The following is a 14,882-nucleotide window of genomic DNA, read 5'->3' as shown; positions in this document are numbered from 1 at the left end:
GAGGGCTCCGGCAGGAGTCGGATGTCCCCGGAACACGGCGCACGGCGCGGCGACGACAGCCGCACTGCGGCTGCGGCTCGTCAGGACGCGGGAGGACGCACGGTCACCGGGGGGTGGGCGGACGACAGCACACCGCCGAGGCGGTGTTCGTCAGGGAGTGCGGGGCCGCGGGCGGGAGAAAGTCAGCCGCGGCTGCGGGCACAGCCCGGTGCGGTACACAGTGCGCTGTTGACGCGGAGCAGATCGACGGCCCGGTCGGCGACGAACAGGGTCGCGTACGCCAGGACGCGGCTCTGGGGGCGGCGTACGGCCGTCCTGGGAGCTGCGTCCATGGTGTCACTCACTCTTCCGGCCCCTTTGGGGCCTTCGCGCTTACCGAAAGTCATCCGGTCCGGTCGTCACCTGGGGCACCCCACCGCGATGCGAGGGTTGCCGGTCAGCGAGCCAGGGCTTGTCGCTGACGCTCATGACCGTTCTGTGCCGTAAGTAAGACAGTTGCCCGAACGAATGTCAACGCCGGTCCACGGTGCGGACGGGCTCATGGCCGCTCGACCTGCACTCGCGCCCCGGTCCCGGCCGCCGCGTGGGCCGCCCAGTCCAGGATCTGGACGGCCGCTCCGGCGTCCTCCAGGCCCCGGCAACGGGCGTGGTGGCGGCGGGAGATGGCGTCCAGGTCGAGATGCGCGCCGAAGGCCGGGTGCGCGGCGAGCCGGCGGGCGTAGGCCCACAGGGTGTCGTGCGCGGCGACGCGCTGCACCGCGGCGGCGTCCAGGTGGTGCCGGTGAACGGTGTCGAGTTGGACGAGGGTGACCCACAACTCGACGTCGGCGGCGGTGATCTGATCACGGATCAGGTACTCGCGCCCGTCCAGCCACCGGTCCAGCGCGCCCAGCGCACGCAGCAGTGTCCCGAGCGCCTCGTCCCGCTCCGCCCGTTCGGCGCCGGCCGCCCCCGCGCCCTGCGCGGCCTCCTCGATGTCCTGCGCGCACATCCGCTCGACGGCCTCGATCTCCGACTCCGCGCCGCACGGGTACAGCTCCAGTCGGCAGCCGCCGAAGCGCCGGGCCAGGTCGCGGGTGATGTCGGGGGCGTGCGTGCTCACGATGCGCCCGGACCAGTCGTCGCTGAGGACCGGCGCGAGGGCCGGTCCGGCGTACCGGTGGGCGCTGGCGTCGTACAGCGGGCGCAGCACGGCGTGCCCGCCGTCGGGGCAGTCGGGGATCGCGGGCAGGAACGTCGTCGGGCAGATGGTGTCGAGGCCCAGCAGGCTGTGGGCGACGGCGATGCGCAGGCCGTCCGGACAGGCGGTCGTCAGGTGGAGGCGGTAGCGGCGCGGCACGACGTAGTGGCCGCTGCGCGCGTCCCGGCCGATCCGGCCCCGGAAGGCGGGAGCGGTCGGTGCGGACGGGTGGGCGGCCAGCGGTGTGACGGACATGACTCTCCCCGGGGCAGGCGTGTGGACGTACGCGTACGGAAGCGACGTGGGGGGCTCGGCTCAGGGGGTCAGATCGCGCTGCAGACGCGGAGCAGATCGATGTGACGGCGGGACGTGAGAAGGGGCGTACGGCTCACTCGACCGGTGACCGACTCAAGACGCCCCATGCTTCCCTACCAATTCACTAGGAAACTTGATGAGAGTGTCGTTCCGTACGCGGCCCACGTCAAGACGGCGTCCGCGGATTGAGCGGCGTCCGGCACTTCGTGGTCGGCGGGGTGGATGCCCGCCGTTTCACCGCCCGCCCGCCGCCCGTCGGGCCGGGCGTACCGACAGGGCGTGGTGGAAGACGTCGCGGGGGTCCCACTTCGCCTTGGCGCGCTGGAGGCGGCGGTAGTTGTCGCCGAAGTACAGGGTCTGCCACGGGGCACCGGAGTTCCGGGCGGAATCGGCCAGGTCGGTGTCCGGGTAGTTGATGAACGCGCCGTCGGCGGCGGCCGGGGCGCCTCCGGTGTCGGTGTACAGGTCCTCGTAGACCTCACGCAGCCAGCCGATGTGCCGGGCGTCGTCCCGGAGGTCCTCCCAGCCGTTGACGTAGAACATCTTGATGCTCGCCCCGCGGTGCGGGGTCGCCGTCGCGTCGGGGGCCACGGTGTTGACCTTGCCGCCGTGGGTGTAGAGGCTCACGCTGCCGCCGGGGTGGTCGTAGTCGGTCCGGGTCAGGTGGTGGTGCAGGGCCTCGATCTGGCGGTCGGTGAAACGCCTGCGCAGATAGCCCGACTTGACCTTCAGCCGGTAGACGGGGCCGGGGTCGCCCGGCGAGCCGGCCAGGGCCGCGGCCAGCCAGGCCTGGTTCCGCACCGTGCGGACGGGTTGGACCGGTACGCCCCGGCTGAGCGCCGCGACGTGCTCGTCCAGCATCCGCTCGGCACCGGAGTCCGCGGCCACCTGCCCGATCATGAAGACGGTGCCGGACGGGCGGCGGGTCAGGGCGAGTTCGCTGTACAGGGCGAGATACGGCGAGTCGGCGGCGCTGTGTTTCTCCGCCCACTCGCCGTGGTTGCGGACGAGCCGGGCGAACGACGTCCTGTCCAGCTTCTCCCAGTCCCAGGAGACCTGGAAGCTCAGCACCGAGGACGGCGGTGCGGGCAGCAGGCCGGACGGGTCGTCGCCGACGGCGCCGGGGGTGCGGAACCAGTAGCGGGTGACGATGCCGAAGGTACCGGCCCCGCCGCCCGTGTGCGCCCACCACAAGTCCCGGTGGAGATCGGAGGGTTCGCGGGTGGCCACCACTGTGCGCGCCCTGCCCAGCCGGTCCACGACGACCACCTCGACCGCGTACAGATGGTCGACGGACAGACCCATCAGCCGCGACAGCGGACCGTAGCCACCGCCGAGGATGTGGCCGCCGACGGCGACGTCGGCGCACCAGCCGGCCGGGATCGTCACTCCCCAGCCCAGATACAGACGCCGGTACACCTCGCCCAGCAGGGCGCCGGCCTCGACAGCGAAGGCACGGCGGCCCGGGTCGTAGGAGACGCCCGTCATGGCGGACATGTCGACGACCACCTCCACGGCCGGGTCGGCGACGAAGTTCTCGAAGCCGTGGCCACCGCTTCGGACGGTGATCCGCCGGCCGCTGTCGACGGCCTGCTGCACGGCCCGTACGACATCCGCGGTCGTGCCGACCACCCAGACGTGCTCCGGGCTGCCCACGAACCGGCGGTTGTAGCCCCGGGTCGCCAGCGACCGGAACCGCGGATCGCCGCGCCCGACCATGGCGGGTCCGGGCGGCGAAGGACAGGCCGTACCGTCCGGGGCCGCCGCCGCGACCCCCGCGCCCAGCCCGGGCGCCACGACCCCCGCCGTCGTGGCGACCAGACCGCCGCGCAGCACGTTCCTCCTGCTCAATGCGCTCATGACGTCTCCTAGGACTGCCTTGGGACTCTTCGCTTTCCCTCGGTCACGACGCTAGGCGGCGATGGTGCCGAGGACAGTCGTCCCAGCCCCCGGCCCACGGTGGTGCCAACACCCGAATCGACCGCACGCGAAATTCACGTGCCTCGGCGCGGCGGCCGCAGTACGGTCCCGGCGTGATCGATGACGACGGCTATTTCGGAGAGAACATCGCGGCCGGGTACGACGATTCGTCGGCGGACATGTTCCGCGCCGACGTGGTGGACCCGGCGGTCGACCTGCTGGCCGAACTCGCCGGCGACGGCTCGGCGCTGGAACTCGGCATCGGCACCGGCCGGATCGCGCTGCCGCTGGCCGGCCGCGGGGTCCCGGTGCACGGCATCGACATGTCCCGCGCGATGGTGGAGCGGCTGCGGGCGAAACCCGGCGGTGACGCCGTCGGGGTGACGATCGGGGACTTCGCGACGACCCGGGTGGCGGGCGAGTTCACGCTCGCCTATCTCGTCTTCAACACGATCGGCAATCTGACCACCCAGGACGCCCAGGTCGACTGCTTCCGCAACGCCGCCGCCCATCTGCGGCCCGGTGGCTGCTTCGTGGTCGAGGTGGGCGTGCCCGATCTGCGCCGGCTGCCTCCCGGGCAGAGCGCCGTACCGTTCCACATCAGCGACACACGCTGGGCGTTCGACACCTACGACGTCGCCACGCAGGCCATGAGCTCCAACTACGTCACCATCGTCGACGGCCGCGCCGAGCACTGGTCCATCCCGTTCCGGTACGTGTGGCCGGCCGAGCTGGATCTGATGGCCCGGCTGGCCGGTCTGAGGCTGCGCGACCGCTGGGAGGACTTCACGCGCGAGCCGTTCACCAGTGAGAGCGGCAAGCACGTGTCGGTGTGGGAGAAGCCGGCCGACTGAGGGGCGCCGGTCAGGGGTTCGTCCACGCGTCGGGGTCGTCCGCGAGGCTCAGTACGTCGTCGGGCAGCTTGGCCGCGGCCACGTGGGCCAGGGTGACCTCGCCGAGGATCTTGCGGACGTTGGCGCGTACGGCGATCCACAGCGGCAGCAGCGACTCGGCGGGGCCGATGTAGGAGAGGTCGGGCGGGCGTACGCCGCGCACCGAGACAAGGGGGCCGTCCGCCACCCGGATCACCTCGGCGATGGCGATGGTGTCCGCCGGTCGGGCGAGCCGGTAGCCGCCCTTGCCGCCGCGCTGGCTGACGACGAGGCCGCCCCGGCGCAGGTCGCCGAGGATACCCTCCAGGAACTTGTGCGGAATGCCCTGTGCCTCGGCGATGGCCTCGGCCTTCAGTGAGGTGTCTTCGCCTGCCGCGGCCAGCTCCAAAGCCGCCCGCACCGCATAGTCCGCTCTGGCCGAGATCCGCATGCCGTGATTATCCCTCACCGCGGTCCCGGTCCTCACGGACGACCCCTCGGTCAGGCGGGAAGGCTGAACGGAGGATGCGCGCCGTTGAGGAAGTAGTCCCCGACCTCGCGCAGCCGGTGGGCGACCGGCTCCCGCAGGGTGTGCGTGCGCGTGTCGCGCCAGAAGCGGTCCAGGCCGTGCCGGGCGAAGGCGGCGGTCGCGCCGACGGCCTCCAGCGCGCGGGTGGTGATCTCCTGCGCGGCCCGCGCCGCGGCGGCCTCGGCCGCGCTCGCGAGGACGGCGATCTCCGCGCCCTCCTCGTCGTCGAGGTCCTCCCCCCGTTCGAGACCACGGGTGAGAGCGTCCCCCGCCTGGTCGGCGAGGGCGGACGCGGCGCGGGCGGCGACGGCGAGTTCGCCGTAGGCGGTGAGCACGTACGGATCCTGCGGCGGGCCGCCCGACCAGGGCTGGGGCGAGAAGGGGTGCCAGGGTGACGCCACCGTCCGGCCGTGCTCGCGGACTTCACCGAGCAGCCCCTCGGCGACGCCGAGACAGAACTGGGCGGAGACCAGCCGAGCGGTCGGCGCGGCGAGTCCGGCGAAGGGGGACAGGGCGCCGTCGTCGGAGGAGAGGGAGCCGAGCACGTCGTCGCGCGTGACCGGCACGGAGTCGAACGACACGCCGCCCGCGGCGGCCAGCCGCTGCCCGAAGGTGTCGCCGGTGCCGCCGCTCACCACGCCCGGCTGGGCGGTGTCGACGAGGACGGCGACGGGCTCGCCGGTGCCGGGCACGGCGGCGCGGACCAGCAGCCGGTCGGCGACGCCGACTCCGGAGCCGTATCGCTGATGGCCGTCCAGCAGATAGCCGTTCGCGGTGGGGGTCAGGATGAGCGGCGGTTCCTGGGTGGCGATGCCGCCGCCCCAGTACCACTGCCCCGCCGCGAACGTGCGCTCGATGCGTGCGGCACGGTCGGGGCCGGCGAAGAACCGGGCGCAATAGGACAGGAAGTAGTGGCTGCCCAGCAAGTGCCCGACGGCTCCGTCGGCCGCGGCGACGGTCCGTACGACGGTGTGGGCGGTGCGCCAGTAGGCACCGCCGCCGCCGCGTTCGGCCGGGACGAGCAGGGTCAGCAGGCCCGACTCGCGCAGCCGCGCGACCTCGTCGAGCGGGAGCTTGCCGGCCTGCTCGCGCTCGACCGCGTCCGTGGCGAGGTCGTCCGCGAGCTCACGGGCGATGTGCGGCCAGTCCTCCCGTGGAGTGCCCCACTGTGTCGCCCCGTCCGCCGACGTCACGGGTGCGCCCCGGTCGGAGTCACCGAACGGAGCGGCCGGGGCCGGTGGGGCGATCGTCATGGCGTCATCCTCACTCGCTCCACCGACGGGGGTCAACACTTCCCTAGTATTTCGATAGGAAATCTAGGGAATGGGTGTGCGGTGTGGCCGATTCCCGCTCCCGACCGGCCGGTTCGCGAGGCCGGACACGGTCGGGCACGGTGAAGTCACCCCCGGCTGCCGGCCCCCGCGAAGGGAATCTGGGCCACGGCCGGTGCGGCCGCCGCGCCGCGGAACGGATGCGTCCACAGCCCACGCCCCTCCAACCGCGGCAGCACGCCCTCGCCGAACCAGTACGCCTCCTCCAGGTGCGGGTACCCGGAGAGCACGAACTCGTCGATCCCCAGCCGGTGGTACTCGGCGATCCGCTCGGCGACCTCGTCGTGACTGCCGACCAGTGCCGTGCCCGCGCCGCCCCGCACCAGCCCGATGCCGGCCCACAGGTTCGGGTGGATCTCCAGGTCGTCGGAGCTGCCGCCGTGCAGCGCGAGCATGCGCTGCTGCCCCTCGGACTCGCTGCGGGCGAGACCGGCCTGTACGGCCCGTACGGTCTCCGTGTCGAACCCGGCCAGCAGCCGGCGGGCCTCCGCCCAGGCCTGCTCGGCCGTGTCCCGCGTGATGACGTGCAGCCGGATGCCGAAGCGGACGCTGCGGCCCTCCTTCTCGGCCAGTGCCCGGATCCAGGCGATCTTCTCCGCGACGGCGGCCGGCGGCTCGCCCCAGGTGAGATAGACGTCGACATGGCGGGCGGCGATCTCCCCGGCGATGGGCGAGGAACCGCCGAAGTACACCTCGGGGACCGGGTCGGGCACCCGGGCCAGCTTCGCGTCCTCGACCTGGAGGTGCTCGCCGACCAGGTCGACGGTCCTGCCCTCCCACAGCCCCCGCACGATCTGGAGGAATTCACCGGTACGGCGGTAACGGTCGTCCTTGTCGAGGAAGTCGCCGTAGGCCCGCTGCTCGTGCCCCTCCCCGCCCGTCACCACGTTCAGCAGCAGCCGTCCGCCGGTCTGCCGCTGGAAGGTGGACGCCATCTGCGCGGCGAGCGTCGGCGAGACGAAGCCGGGCCGGAAGGCGACCAGGAACTTCAGCCGCTCGGTGTGCTGGGCGACCATCGCCGTGGTCAGCCACGCGTCCTCGCACCAGGCGCCCGTCGGAGTGAGGGCGCCGACGAAGCCCAGGTCCTCGGCGGCACGGGCGATCTGGCTGAGGTAGGCGACCGTCGGCGGCCGGTCACGGCCGGACACCGTGGCGGGGGTGCCGTGACCGCCGCCGACGACATCGCGGCTGTCGCCGTTGGTGGGCAGGAACCAGTGGAAGGTGAGGGACATGGGGGCTCTCCGTTCGGGGTCGTTCGTCACAGCAGTCCGTGCCGGGGCGGCTTGACGCCGCGCAGCACGTAGCGGCCGATGTGCTGGACCTTCCAGCGCGCCGGGTCGTGCAGGGTGTGGGTGCGTGCGTCGCGCCAATGGCGGTGCAGGCCCAGGGAGTCGAGCGCGGACCGGGTGCCGGCGACCTCGAAGAGGGCGCTGCCGATCTCGACGGCCGTCTGGGCCGCGGTCACCTTGGCGGCGGCCACGGCGATCGAGGCCTCGGCGGCCGAGTCGTCGGTCAGGTCGGCGCGGGCGGCGTCGACGGACCGCGCCGCGGCGGCGAGCAGGGAGTCGGCGGCCCGTACCCGGATCGCCAGTTCACCGAACCGCTGGATCAGCAGGGGGTCCTCGGCGGCGGTCGCGTGTCCTTCACCGACGCTCTCGAACCAGGGACGGCTCCTGCTGCGAACGAACTCCACGGCCTCGGCCAACGCGCCGGAGGCGATCCCCGCGTCGATGGCGGCGTGCAGCAACTGAGCTACGGCGCCGTGGAGTTGAGGTCCCTGGAAGGTGAGGTGGTGCGGCACCACCCGGTCAGCGGGCACGGGCACCGACTCCAGGCGGACGGTTCCGCTGGCGGTGGTGCGCTGCCCCATGCCGTCCCAGTCGTCCACGACCGTCACGCCGGGCGCGTCTCGCGGTACGTACGCCACGTGCAGGTTGTCGTCGTCCGCGCGGGCGAGGACGGGGATCCAGTCGGCGAACAGGGCGCCGGTCGAGTAGTGCTTGACGCCGTTCAGGACGTACGACCCGTCCGGGCGCAGCGCGAGCCGTGTGCGGATGTCCTGGACGTGGCTGGTCCCGGCCTCAGACTGGGCGTTGCCGAACCGCTTGCCCGCGAGCACCTCACCGAAGAAGAACCCCCGCTGCTCCCGCGTCCCCTGCCGGCGCAACACGCCCACGTACACGAAGTGGCTCTGCGGGATCTGGGCGAGGCTCGCGTCGGCCGAGGCCAGCAGCCGGAAGATCTCGGCGAGTGTCTCCGTACCGACGTCCGCGCCGCCGAACTCCGCCGGCACCGTCACCCCGAGCAGCCCGGAGGCGGACAGCCGCTGGAGTTCCGTGTGCGGCAGTCGGCGCTGAGCGTCCCGCTCGGCGGCGTCCTTGCGGAACTCCGCGGCCAGTTCGATGGCGACGGCGAGGGCCTCGGCGTCGTCGGCGATCACCGTCGCGGCGCTCATCCGGTGGCCGCCAGCAGGGTCGGGCGCCCCCCGAGGGCGATCGAGAACTGGTCGGTGACATGGGCCAGGGCCTCGGCGGCGGCCGGTGCGACGGTCAGGGTGCCGTCGTCGCCCACACTGATGTCCTTGTCGAGGGTGAACCAGCCCGGCGTGATGTGGGCGGGGCCCATGGAGTTCAGCACCGGGCGCAGGGCGTAGTCGATGGCCAGGACGTGGGCGTTGGTGCCGCCGGTGGCCAGCGGAAGGACGGTCTTGCCCGCGAGCGCGTACTGCGGGAGCAGGTCCAGCAGCGACTTCAGCAGGCCGGAGTAGGCGGCCTTGTAGACGGGCGTGCCGATCACGACCCCGTCGGCGCGCTCGACCAGGGCGGTGGCCTCGACGATCGCCGGGTGGCCGAAGTCCGCGTGGAGCAGGGCCTCGGGCGGGAGCGTGCGGACGTCGAGCGGGATCACGTCGTGGCCCTGGGCGGCGAGCCGGTCGTCCAGGTGGCGCAGCAGCCGGGCGGTGCGGGAGGTGGCGGAGGGACTTCCGGAGACGGAGAGGACGGTGGCCATGGTGAGGACCTTTCGGGGCGTGTCGGATGCGGGTGGCTGAGCGTGGGTCAGGCTCGGGCGGCGATCGGCTCGGACTCGGCGGCCCGGGCCTCCAGTTCGCGGACGAGCGGCAGCACCCGCTTGCCGAAGTACTCGACCTCCTCCAGGTAGTGCAGGAAGCCGAGGAGGAAGAGGTCGACGCCGAGGCGCTTGTAGGCGACGATCCGCTCGGCGATCTGCTCGGGGGTGCCGATCAGGCCGGTGCGGAAGCCGTCGTTGTACTGGACCAGGTCGTCGAAACTGGAGTCCTGCCACATGCCCTTGCCGTCGGCGGTGGACGGGCCCGCCTGCTGGACGGCGTCGCGGAAGCCGTGGACGGCCGGCGTGTCGGCCTTGGCGACGATCTCGCGGAGCGTGTCGCGGGCCTCGGCCTCGGTGTCCCGGGCGATGAGGAAGCCGTTGAGGCCGAACTTCGGTGCGCTGCGGCCCACTTGGGCGGCGGACGCGCGGACGTCGGCGATCTGCTCGGTGACGCCGTCGAAGTCCTTGCCGTTGCTGAAGTACCAGTCGGAGACACGGCCCGCCATGGCGCGGGCGGCGGTGGAGTTGCCGCCCTGGAAGATCTCCGGGTGCGGTCGCTCGGGGGTGTTGAGCGTCTTGGGCTTGAGGGAGAAGTCGCGCAACCGGTAGAAGTCACCGGCGAGTTCGGTGTGGTCCTGGTCCAGATCTGGCGCAGGGCGTGGATGAACTCCTCCGAGCGGCGGATGGGGGTACCCCCTGTTCGAGCGAAGCCGAGAACTTGGGGGAGTTCGTCGTGCTCCAGCCAGGGCTCGCCGAGGGCGGTGAACTCGCCCTTGAACCAGCCGCTGACGACGTTGACGGCGAAGCGGCCGTTCGACAGGTGGTCGGCGGTGGCGCCGAGTTTGGCGAGGACGCCCGGGTGCCACAGACCGGGGTGGACGGCGGCGATGACCTTGAGCCGCTGGGTGGCGAGGAGCAGGGCGAGGCTGAAGCCGGTCGACTCGTGCTGGAACTCGGCGCCGTAGCCGGCCATGTAGCGGACCTGGCTGAGGGCGTAGTCGAAGCCGTTGTTCTCGGCGAGGACGGCCAGTTCGCGGTTGTAGTCGTAGCCCGAGTCGGTGCGCTGCTCGATGGTGCTGGTGACCAGGCCGCCGCTGACGTTCGGCACCCAGTAGGCGAAGCGGACGGGGTCGGATCCGGGCGGTACGGGCATGGGGAACTCCTGGCAGGACTGCGCACGCACAGAAAGGGCACGTGCGTGACAGGGAAACGTGTTCAGTGATCGGGATTCGGACGTGCGGGGACGACGTTCCCGGGAAAGCCGAAATCACCGTGGAAAACGGCCGGCAGTGGAATTCGCGAGGGGAGAACGGCGCGAGTGCGAGGGTTTCCCTCGGGTGCGCTCAGATCCGACAGCGACAGCAGGAACTGGAGACACGCGCGAGGTCGACGTGGCGTCGCCGCGTGAGGTCCTGTCGCTTCATGCCTTCGATCAAAGCAGCGGGGAGTCCGACCGGTCAAGAATGCCCGGAGGGGATTCCACATGCTGAGCGTCGGTATTCACGAGGTTGTGACAGGGATTCCCTTGAACCCGGCGCTCGGCGGGCAGCAGTCTCCTGTCGTGCGTATTGAACAGCTCGAATACATCGCCGCCGTCACCCGGTTGGGATCGCTGCGGCGGGCCGCCGAGGAACTGCATCTGTCCCAGCCCGCGCTCAGCGAGACCGTGCGCAACCTGGAGCGCGAGCTCGGTGTGGACCTGCTGGAGCGCAAGCGGTCCGGGGCGAAGATCAGCGACGAGGGCCGGGAGCTGCTGCCGCACATCATGAGCGTGCTGGACGCGGTCGACCGGCTGCGGGGCGCGGCCGGTGACCAGCACCGCATCAGCCGCATGGTCCGGCTCGGCACGGTCAACACGGCCACCGTGCCCCTGGTCATCCCGACGGTGCGGGAGTTCCGGGGCTCGCACCCGCTCACCCAGGTCGAGCTGGTCGGCGCCCAGCAGTCGGAGATCCATCGCGGGCTGCTGGAGGGCGCGTTCGATCTGGGGCTGGTGAACTACCTCGGGGGCGACGACCTGCCGCCCGGCTTCGAGACGACCGAGCTGCTGCGCGGCCGGCCGGTGGTGTGCGTGCGCTCCGACAGTCCGTTGGCGGCCCTGGACATGGTGGACGCGGACAGCCTGCTGGCCGAGCCGCTGGTCGTGATGCGATCCGGCTATGTCATGCACCGCTTCCTGCACCGGCTGCTGGGCGGCCGTACGCCATCCTTCTCGTACTCCACCGACGGCGCCGAGATGGGCAAGCTGATGGTCGCCGAGGGACTCGGGGCCACGGTGCTGCCCGACTTCAGCGTCCTCGGCGACCCTCCCCCAGCCTTCGGCCGGGGGACCCCCATTCGCTGCGCTCGCGGCGGGGCGCGATCACCGTGCGGCCGCTCGCGGGGGACGCGACCGAGGTGCTGCTGGTCCTCCAGCGCCGGGACTCCGGCTCCGTCCCCCGGGCGGTACGCGATCTGCACGAGCTGTTCGTGCGCAACGCCCGTGCGTACGACGCCCCTTCGGGCAGCGAGGATGCCTGATCAGACCACGGTCACCGGATGCCGCACCACCGCGTCGAAGAGATAGCCCTGCGTGTTGGGCACGGAGACGTCCGGCTGGCGGCGGCCGGCGGTGTCGGTGGCGCGGGCGAGGAGGTGGGTGGTGCCGGGTGTCGCGGGCTTCCAGGGGATGGACCAGCGGGTCCAGGTGTCGGCACGGGGCCGGTCGTGCAGCCGGGCCCTGCGCCAGCTCGCGCCGCCGTCGGTGCTGACGTCGACCCGTGCGACGGCGCCCGCGCCCGACCAGGACCGGCCGTGCAGCACCTGGCCCTCCCCCACCGGGAACGTGGCGCCGCTCGCCAGCTCGAAGGCGCTCTTGAGCGTCTGCCGGGTCAGCGGAGCGCTGCCCTCCTGCGGGTAGGAGGGGCCGTACAGCCGGTAGAAGGTGGTGTTCCACGGTGAGAACAGCGGCTGCGCGGACACCTCGATGTCGCCGACCCACTTGATCGACGAGATCCCCACCCACGAGGGCACCACCATCCGCACCGGGTACCCGTGGTCGTACGGCAGCGGCTCGCCGTTCATCTCGTACGCGAGCAGCACGTCGTCCAGCGCCTTGGCCAGCGGTAGCGGACGCCGCACCCGGCCGAGGCTCTCCCCGCCGCTGACGTACTCGGCGTCCAGGCCACGCGGCTGCACGTCCACGGCGTACGGGGACAGTCCCGCCCTGCGCAGGACGTCGGCCAGGCGCACCCCGCGCCAGCGGGCGACGCCGATCGCGCCCAGCGTCCAGGCGGTGCCGGTGACCGTCTCGCCCTGCTGGGTCGTGTAGTGGCTACGGCCGTTTCCGGCGCACTCGACGAACGCGGTCCGGGTGACGGAGGGCAGGGCGCGCAGATCGTCGTATCCGAACTCCACCGGCTTGTCCTCGCCGGGGGCGCCGCGCAGCCCGCTGCCCCACAGCCGCAGTCGCCAGTCGGCGGCGTCCAGCACGGGGGTGGTGGTGTGGTTGCGGACGAAGAACAGCTCGTTGGGCGTGTGGTGGCCCGTTCCGCGCAGGGCCTCCCAGCGGGTCTCGGCGTTGGTGCCGCGCTGGATGAACCACTCGGGCGGCAGCGGCTTGACGATCGGGGTGTCCGCGGCACGGGCGGGGCCGGGTGCGGGGAGCGCGGTCGCGGCCGCCGTGGCGGCGAGCAGGGTGAGCAACCGGCGCCGGCTGACCCCGTCCGCTCTGGCATCCCCGGCGAGCCACTGTCGCAGCCGGCGGCGGTCGTAGGCGCTCTCGTCGACGCGGGTCGTGGGACGGGTGGAAGGCGCTGCGGATGCGGTCATGACGGGTCCTCGTCGTCGGGGTGGGGCCGGGCCTGGGCAGAGAGGTCAACAGTGTGAGCCGGGCTGTGGTCACAACGGCGCGAGACGGTCGGGCTGTTGACCGAAATCCACTGCCGACTCGCTCGGTCGCCCGGTCAGAGAACCTTCGACAGGAAGGCGCGGGTTCGCTCCTGGCGCGGGTTGTCCAGGACGGCAGCCGGTGGTCCCTGTTCCACGACGACACCGTCGTCCATGAACACCACCGTGTCGGCGACCTCGCGCGCGAAGCCGATCTCATGGGTCACGACGATCATGGTGGTGCCCGTGCCGGCCAAGTCCTTGATGACATCGAGGACTTCACCGACCAGCTCCGGGTCCAGCGCCGAGGTGGGCTCGTCGAAGAGCAGCACCTTCGGTGCCAGGGCGAGCGCGCGGGCGATGGCCACGCGCTGCTGCTGGCCGCCGGAGAGCTGCCGTGGATAGGCGTCCGCCTTGTCGGAGAGGCCGACCCGGTCGAGGAGCCGGCGGGCCGTCTCCTCCGCCTCCCTGCGCGGTTGGCGCAGCGCGGAGACGGGGGCCTCGACGAGGTTGTCCAGCACGGTCAGATGCGGGAAGAGGTTGAAGTTCTGGAAGACGAACCCGATGTGGGTGCGCTGCCGCAGAACCTCCTTCTCCTTCAGCTCGTGCAGCTTGTTCCCCACGCGGCGGTAGCCGATGAGTTCGCCGTCGATGCTGATCCAGCCGCGGTTGACCTTCTCCAGGTGGTTGATGGTGCGCAGCAGCGTGGACTTCCCGGAGCCGGAGGGGCCGAGGATCACGGTGACCTCGCCGGCCCGGACCTGCAGGTCGACGCCGCGCAGCACCTCCAGCGAGCCGAAGCTCTTGTGGGCGCCGTGGACGTCGACCATGACGTCGGCCATGACGTCGCTCATGTGTGCTCGGGCGGGTTGATCCGCGACGCGTCGATCGCGGAGAGGTCGGTGCCCCACTTCTTCAGGATCCGAGCGTAGGTGCCGTCCTCGATCAGCTCGTTGACGGCCGCCTGGAACGCCTTGGTGAGCGGCGAGCCCTTCTTGAAGGCGAAGCCGACGTCGAGGCGGTGGAACTCGCCCAGGAACGCCGTCTGGGAGGCGGGCTGCGCGGCCTGGTACCGCAGGCCGTTGATGGTCGACATGATCACGTCAATACGGCCCTGCTGGAGCGCGGTGAGGGTGGCCGCGTTCTCCGAGTAGACCTTCACGTCGTACGGCTTCTTGCCCGCCTTCGCGCACACGCCCTTCTGCGCGCTGAGGGTCGCCTCGAAGGTGGTGCCGGCGCCGGTGCCGATGGTCAGCCCGCACAGCTGGGTGAGGTCGGTGACCTTCCCCTTCAGCTCGGTGTTGCCCTTCTTCACCGCGAAGCCCTGGCCGTCGTTGACGTAGGTGACGAAGTCGATGGTCTTGAGGCGCTCGCTCGTGACGCCGAAGTTGCCGGTGCCGAAGTCGTACTTGCCGCTGCCGAGCGCGGGCAGGATCGTCTCGAAGGAGGCGTCCTGGCGCTCCAGCTTCACGCCCAGCACCTTGGCGACGGCGTCGGCGAGGTCGATGTCCTGTCCGGCGGGCGCCTTGTCCGTGCCTCCCGGGTAATACGCCCCGGGCGGGAACCCGATCGAACTGCCGACGCGCAGCGTGCCCGCCTTGCGTACGTCGGCGGGGAGCAGGGCGGCGGCGGAGTCGACCTTGCGCACGGAGGCGACCGGGTCGTCGGTCGGCGCGGGTGAGGCCTGGGCGCCCACCGCCGCCGTACCGTCGGTGTCGCCGGAGCCGCAGGCGGTCAGGGCCAGCAGCGGGAGCAGCGCAAGGGCGGCGGTGGCGCGCAGACGGGTTCTGATCATGCGG

At 71.8% G+C, this 14,882-nt stretch carries 14 protein-coding genes, 2 pseudogenes and 1 riboswitch; of the genes and pseudogenes, 2 read left to right on the top strand and 14 right to left on the bottom strand.

What is annotated here, in order from left to right; all coding sequences use genetic code 11:
- Positions 1-182 precede the first annotated feature (182 nt).
- The 4 genes from OG254_RS43715 to OG254_RS43700 form a co-directional block, all read right to left on the bottom strand.
- Positions 183-344 carry a hypothetical protein gene (locus OG254_RS43715; protein ID WP_405593301.1) on the bottom strand — a complete coding sequence of 54 codons (162 nt, stop codon included), beginning with the start codon at positions 342-344 and terminating at the stop codon, positions 183-185.
- 19 nt (positions 345-363) lie between these two features.
- A riboswitch (SAM riboswitch) is annotated at positions 364-472 on the bottom strand.
- 66 nt (positions 473-538) lie between these two features.
- Complete coding sequence (locus OG254_RS43710) at positions 539-1,435, bottom strand: glutathione S-transferase C-terminal domain-containing protein (RefSeq protein WP_405593300.1); 897 nt, start codon at positions 1,433-1,435, stop codon at positions 539-541.
- A 68-nt stretch (positions 1,436-1,503) separates the two neighbouring features.
- Entirely contained in the window at positions 1,504-1,602 is a 99-nt protein-coding gene (locus OG254_RS43705; protein WP_315987497.1) for a putative leader peptide, read from the bottom strand.
- Between the two features lie 127 nt (positions 1,603-1,729).
- Positions 1,730-3,355 carry an FAD-binding oxidoreductase gene (locus tag OG254_RS43700; protein ID WP_405593299.1) on the bottom strand — a complete coding sequence of 542 codons (1,626 nt, stop codon included), beginning with the start codon at positions 3,353-3,355 and terminating at the stop codon, positions 1,730-1,732.
- 173 nt (positions 3,356-3,528) lie between these two features.
- Between OG254_RS43700 and OG254_RS43695 the strand changes: the two genes are divergently transcribed.
- Positions 3,529-4,269: a class I SAM-dependent DNA methyltransferase gene (locus tag OG254_RS43695; RefSeq protein WP_405593298.1), complete on the top strand. Its 741-nt coding sequence runs from the start codon at positions 3,529-3,531 to the stop codon at positions 4,267-4,269.
- 10 nt (positions 4,270-4,279) lie between these two features.
- On the opposite strand, the gene OG254_RS43690 is transcribed toward OG254_RS43695, so the two are convergent.
- The 7 genes and pseudogenes from OG254_RS43690 to OG254_RS43660 form a co-directional block, all read right to left on the bottom strand.
- Positions 4,280-4,738, bottom strand: a complete 459-nt coding sequence (locus OG254_RS43690) for an Rrf2 family transcriptional regulator (protein WP_147998650.1) — start codon at positions 4,736-4,738, stop codon at positions 4,280-4,282.
- Positions 4,739-4,788: 50 nt separating this feature from the next.
- Positions 4,789-6,069 (bottom strand): acyl-CoA dehydrogenase family protein, encoded by a 1,281-nt coding sequence (locus tag OG254_RS43685; RefSeq protein WP_405593297.1) that lies wholly within the window; start codon positions 6,067-6,069, stop codon positions 4,789-4,791.
- Between the two features lie 146 nt (positions 6,070-6,215).
- A complete protein-coding gene (locus tag OG254_RS43680) occupies positions 6,216-7,379 on the bottom strand; it encodes an LLM class flavin-dependent oxidoreductase (protein WP_405593296.1) in 1,164 nt (387 codons plus the stop codon).
- A gap of 26 nt (positions 7,380-7,405) precedes the next feature.
- Positions 7,406-8,602: an SfnB family sulfur acquisition oxidoreductase gene (locus OG254_RS43675; RefSeq protein ID WP_405593295.1), complete on the bottom strand. Its 1,197-nt coding sequence runs from the start codon at positions 8,600-8,602 to the stop codon at positions 7,406-7,408.
- Positions 8,599-9,156, bottom strand: coding sequence for an NADPH-dependent FMN reductase (ssuE, locus tag OG254_RS43670; RefSeq protein WP_405593294.1), 558 nt, complete (start codon positions 9,154-9,156; stop codon positions 8,599-8,601). Before ssuE ends, OG254_RS43675 begins: the two co-directional genes overlap by 4 nt.
- Before the next feature lie 47 nt (positions 9,157-9,203).
- Positions 9,204-10,369: pseudogene (sfnG, locus tag OG254_RS43665) on the bottom strand (dimethylsulfone monooxygenase SfnG).
- 190 nt (positions 10,370-10,559) lie between these two features.
- A complete protein-coding gene (locus OG254_RS43660; RefSeq protein WP_351187348.1) occupies positions 10,560-10,640 on the bottom strand; it encodes a putative leader peptide in 81 nt (26 codons plus the stop codon).
- 137 nt (positions 10,641-10,777) lie between these two features.
- On the opposite strand from OG254_RS43660, the pseudogene OG254_RS43655 reads away from it, so the two are divergent.
- Positions 10,778-11,736 (top strand): annotated as a pseudogene (locus tag OG254_RS43655) (LysR family transcriptional regulator).
- Here OG254_RS43655 and OG254_RS43650 read toward each other — a convergent pair.
- From OG254_RS43650 to OG254_RS43640, 3 genes are all read right to left on the bottom strand, one after another.
- Positions 11,737-13,026 (bottom strand): sulfite oxidase, encoded by a 1,290-nt coding sequence (locus OG254_RS43650; protein ID WP_405593293.1) that lies wholly within the window; start codon positions 13,024-13,026, stop codon positions 11,737-11,739. It lies immediately after the preceding pseudogene.
- Positions 13,027-13,160: 134 nt separating this feature from the next.
- Complete coding sequence (locus OG254_RS43645; protein ID WP_405595551.1) at positions 13,161-13,925, bottom strand: amino acid ABC transporter ATP-binding protein; 765 nt, start codon at positions 13,923-13,925, stop codon at positions 13,161-13,163.
- An 8-nt stretch (positions 13,926-13,933) separates the two neighbouring features.
- Positions 13,934-14,878, bottom strand: coding sequence for an ABC transporter substrate-binding protein (locus OG254_RS43640; protein WP_405593292.1), 945 nt, complete (start codon positions 14,876-14,878; stop codon positions 13,934-13,936).
- Positions 14,879-14,882 lie beyond the last annotated feature (4 nt).

Origin of the sequence: Streptomyces sp. NBC_01092 (genome assembly GCF_045039535.1) — a bacterium.
GTDB lineage: Bacteria > Actinomycetota > Actinomycetes > Streptomycetales > Streptomycetaceae > Streptomyces.
Note: the sequence above shows the minus strand (reverse complement) of the source record. Positions and strands in the feature narration are given on the sequence as shown.

What these genes read in the sequence shown, in the direction of transcription:
- OG254_RS43660 (WP_351187348.1), bottom strand. Translation starts at nt 10,640, where the DNA reads ATGAAGCGACAGGACCTCACGCGGCGACGCCACGTCGACCTCGCGCGT.
- OG254_RS43685 (WP_405593297.1), bottom strand. Translation starts at nt 6,069, where the DNA reads ATGACGATCGCCCCACCGGCCCCGGCCGCTCCGTTCGGTGACTCCGAC.
- OG254_RS43640 (WP_405593292.1), bottom strand. Translation starts at nt 14,878, where the DNA reads ATGATCAGAACCCGTCTGCGCGCCACCGCCGCCCTTGCGCTGCTCCCG.
- OG254_RS43650 (WP_405593293.1), bottom strand. Translation starts at nt 13,026, where the DNA reads ATGACCGCATCCGCAGCGCCTTCCACCCGTCCCACGACCCGCGTCGAC.
- OG254_RS43705 (WP_315987497.1), bottom strand. Translation starts at nt 1,602, where the DNA reads ATGGGGCGTCTTGAGTCGGTCACCGGTCGAGTGAGCCGTACGCCCCTT.
- OG254_RS43710 (WP_405593300.1), bottom strand. Translation starts at nt 1,435, where the DNA reads ATGTCCGTCACACCGCTGGCCGCCCACCCGTCCGCACCGACCGCTCCC.
- OG254_RS43700 (WP_405593299.1), bottom strand. Translation starts at nt 3,355, where the DNA reads ATGAGCGCATTGAGCAGGAGGAACGTGCTGCGCGGCGGTCTGGTCGCC.
- OG254_RS43680 (WP_405593296.1), bottom strand. Translation starts at nt 7,379, where the DNA reads ATGTCCCTCACCTTCCACTGGTTCCTGCCCACCAACGGCGACAGCCGC.
- OG254_RS43645 (WP_405595551.1), bottom strand. Translation starts at nt 13,925, where the DNA reads ATGGCCGACGTCATGGTCGACGTCCACGGCGCCCACAAGAGCTTCGGC.
- OG254_RS43675 (WP_405593295.1), bottom strand. Translation starts at nt 8,602, where the DNA reads ATGAGCGCCGCGACGGTGATCGCCGACGACGCCGAGGCCCTCGCCGTC.
- OG254_RS43690 (WP_147998650.1), bottom strand. Translation starts at nt 4,738, where the DNA reads ATGCGGATCTCGGCCAGAGCGGACTATGCGGTGCGGGCGGCTTTGGAG.
- ssuE (WP_405593294.1), bottom strand. Translation starts at nt 9,156, where the DNA reads ATGGCCACCGTCCTCTCCGTCTCCGGAAGTCCCTCCGCCACCTCCCGC.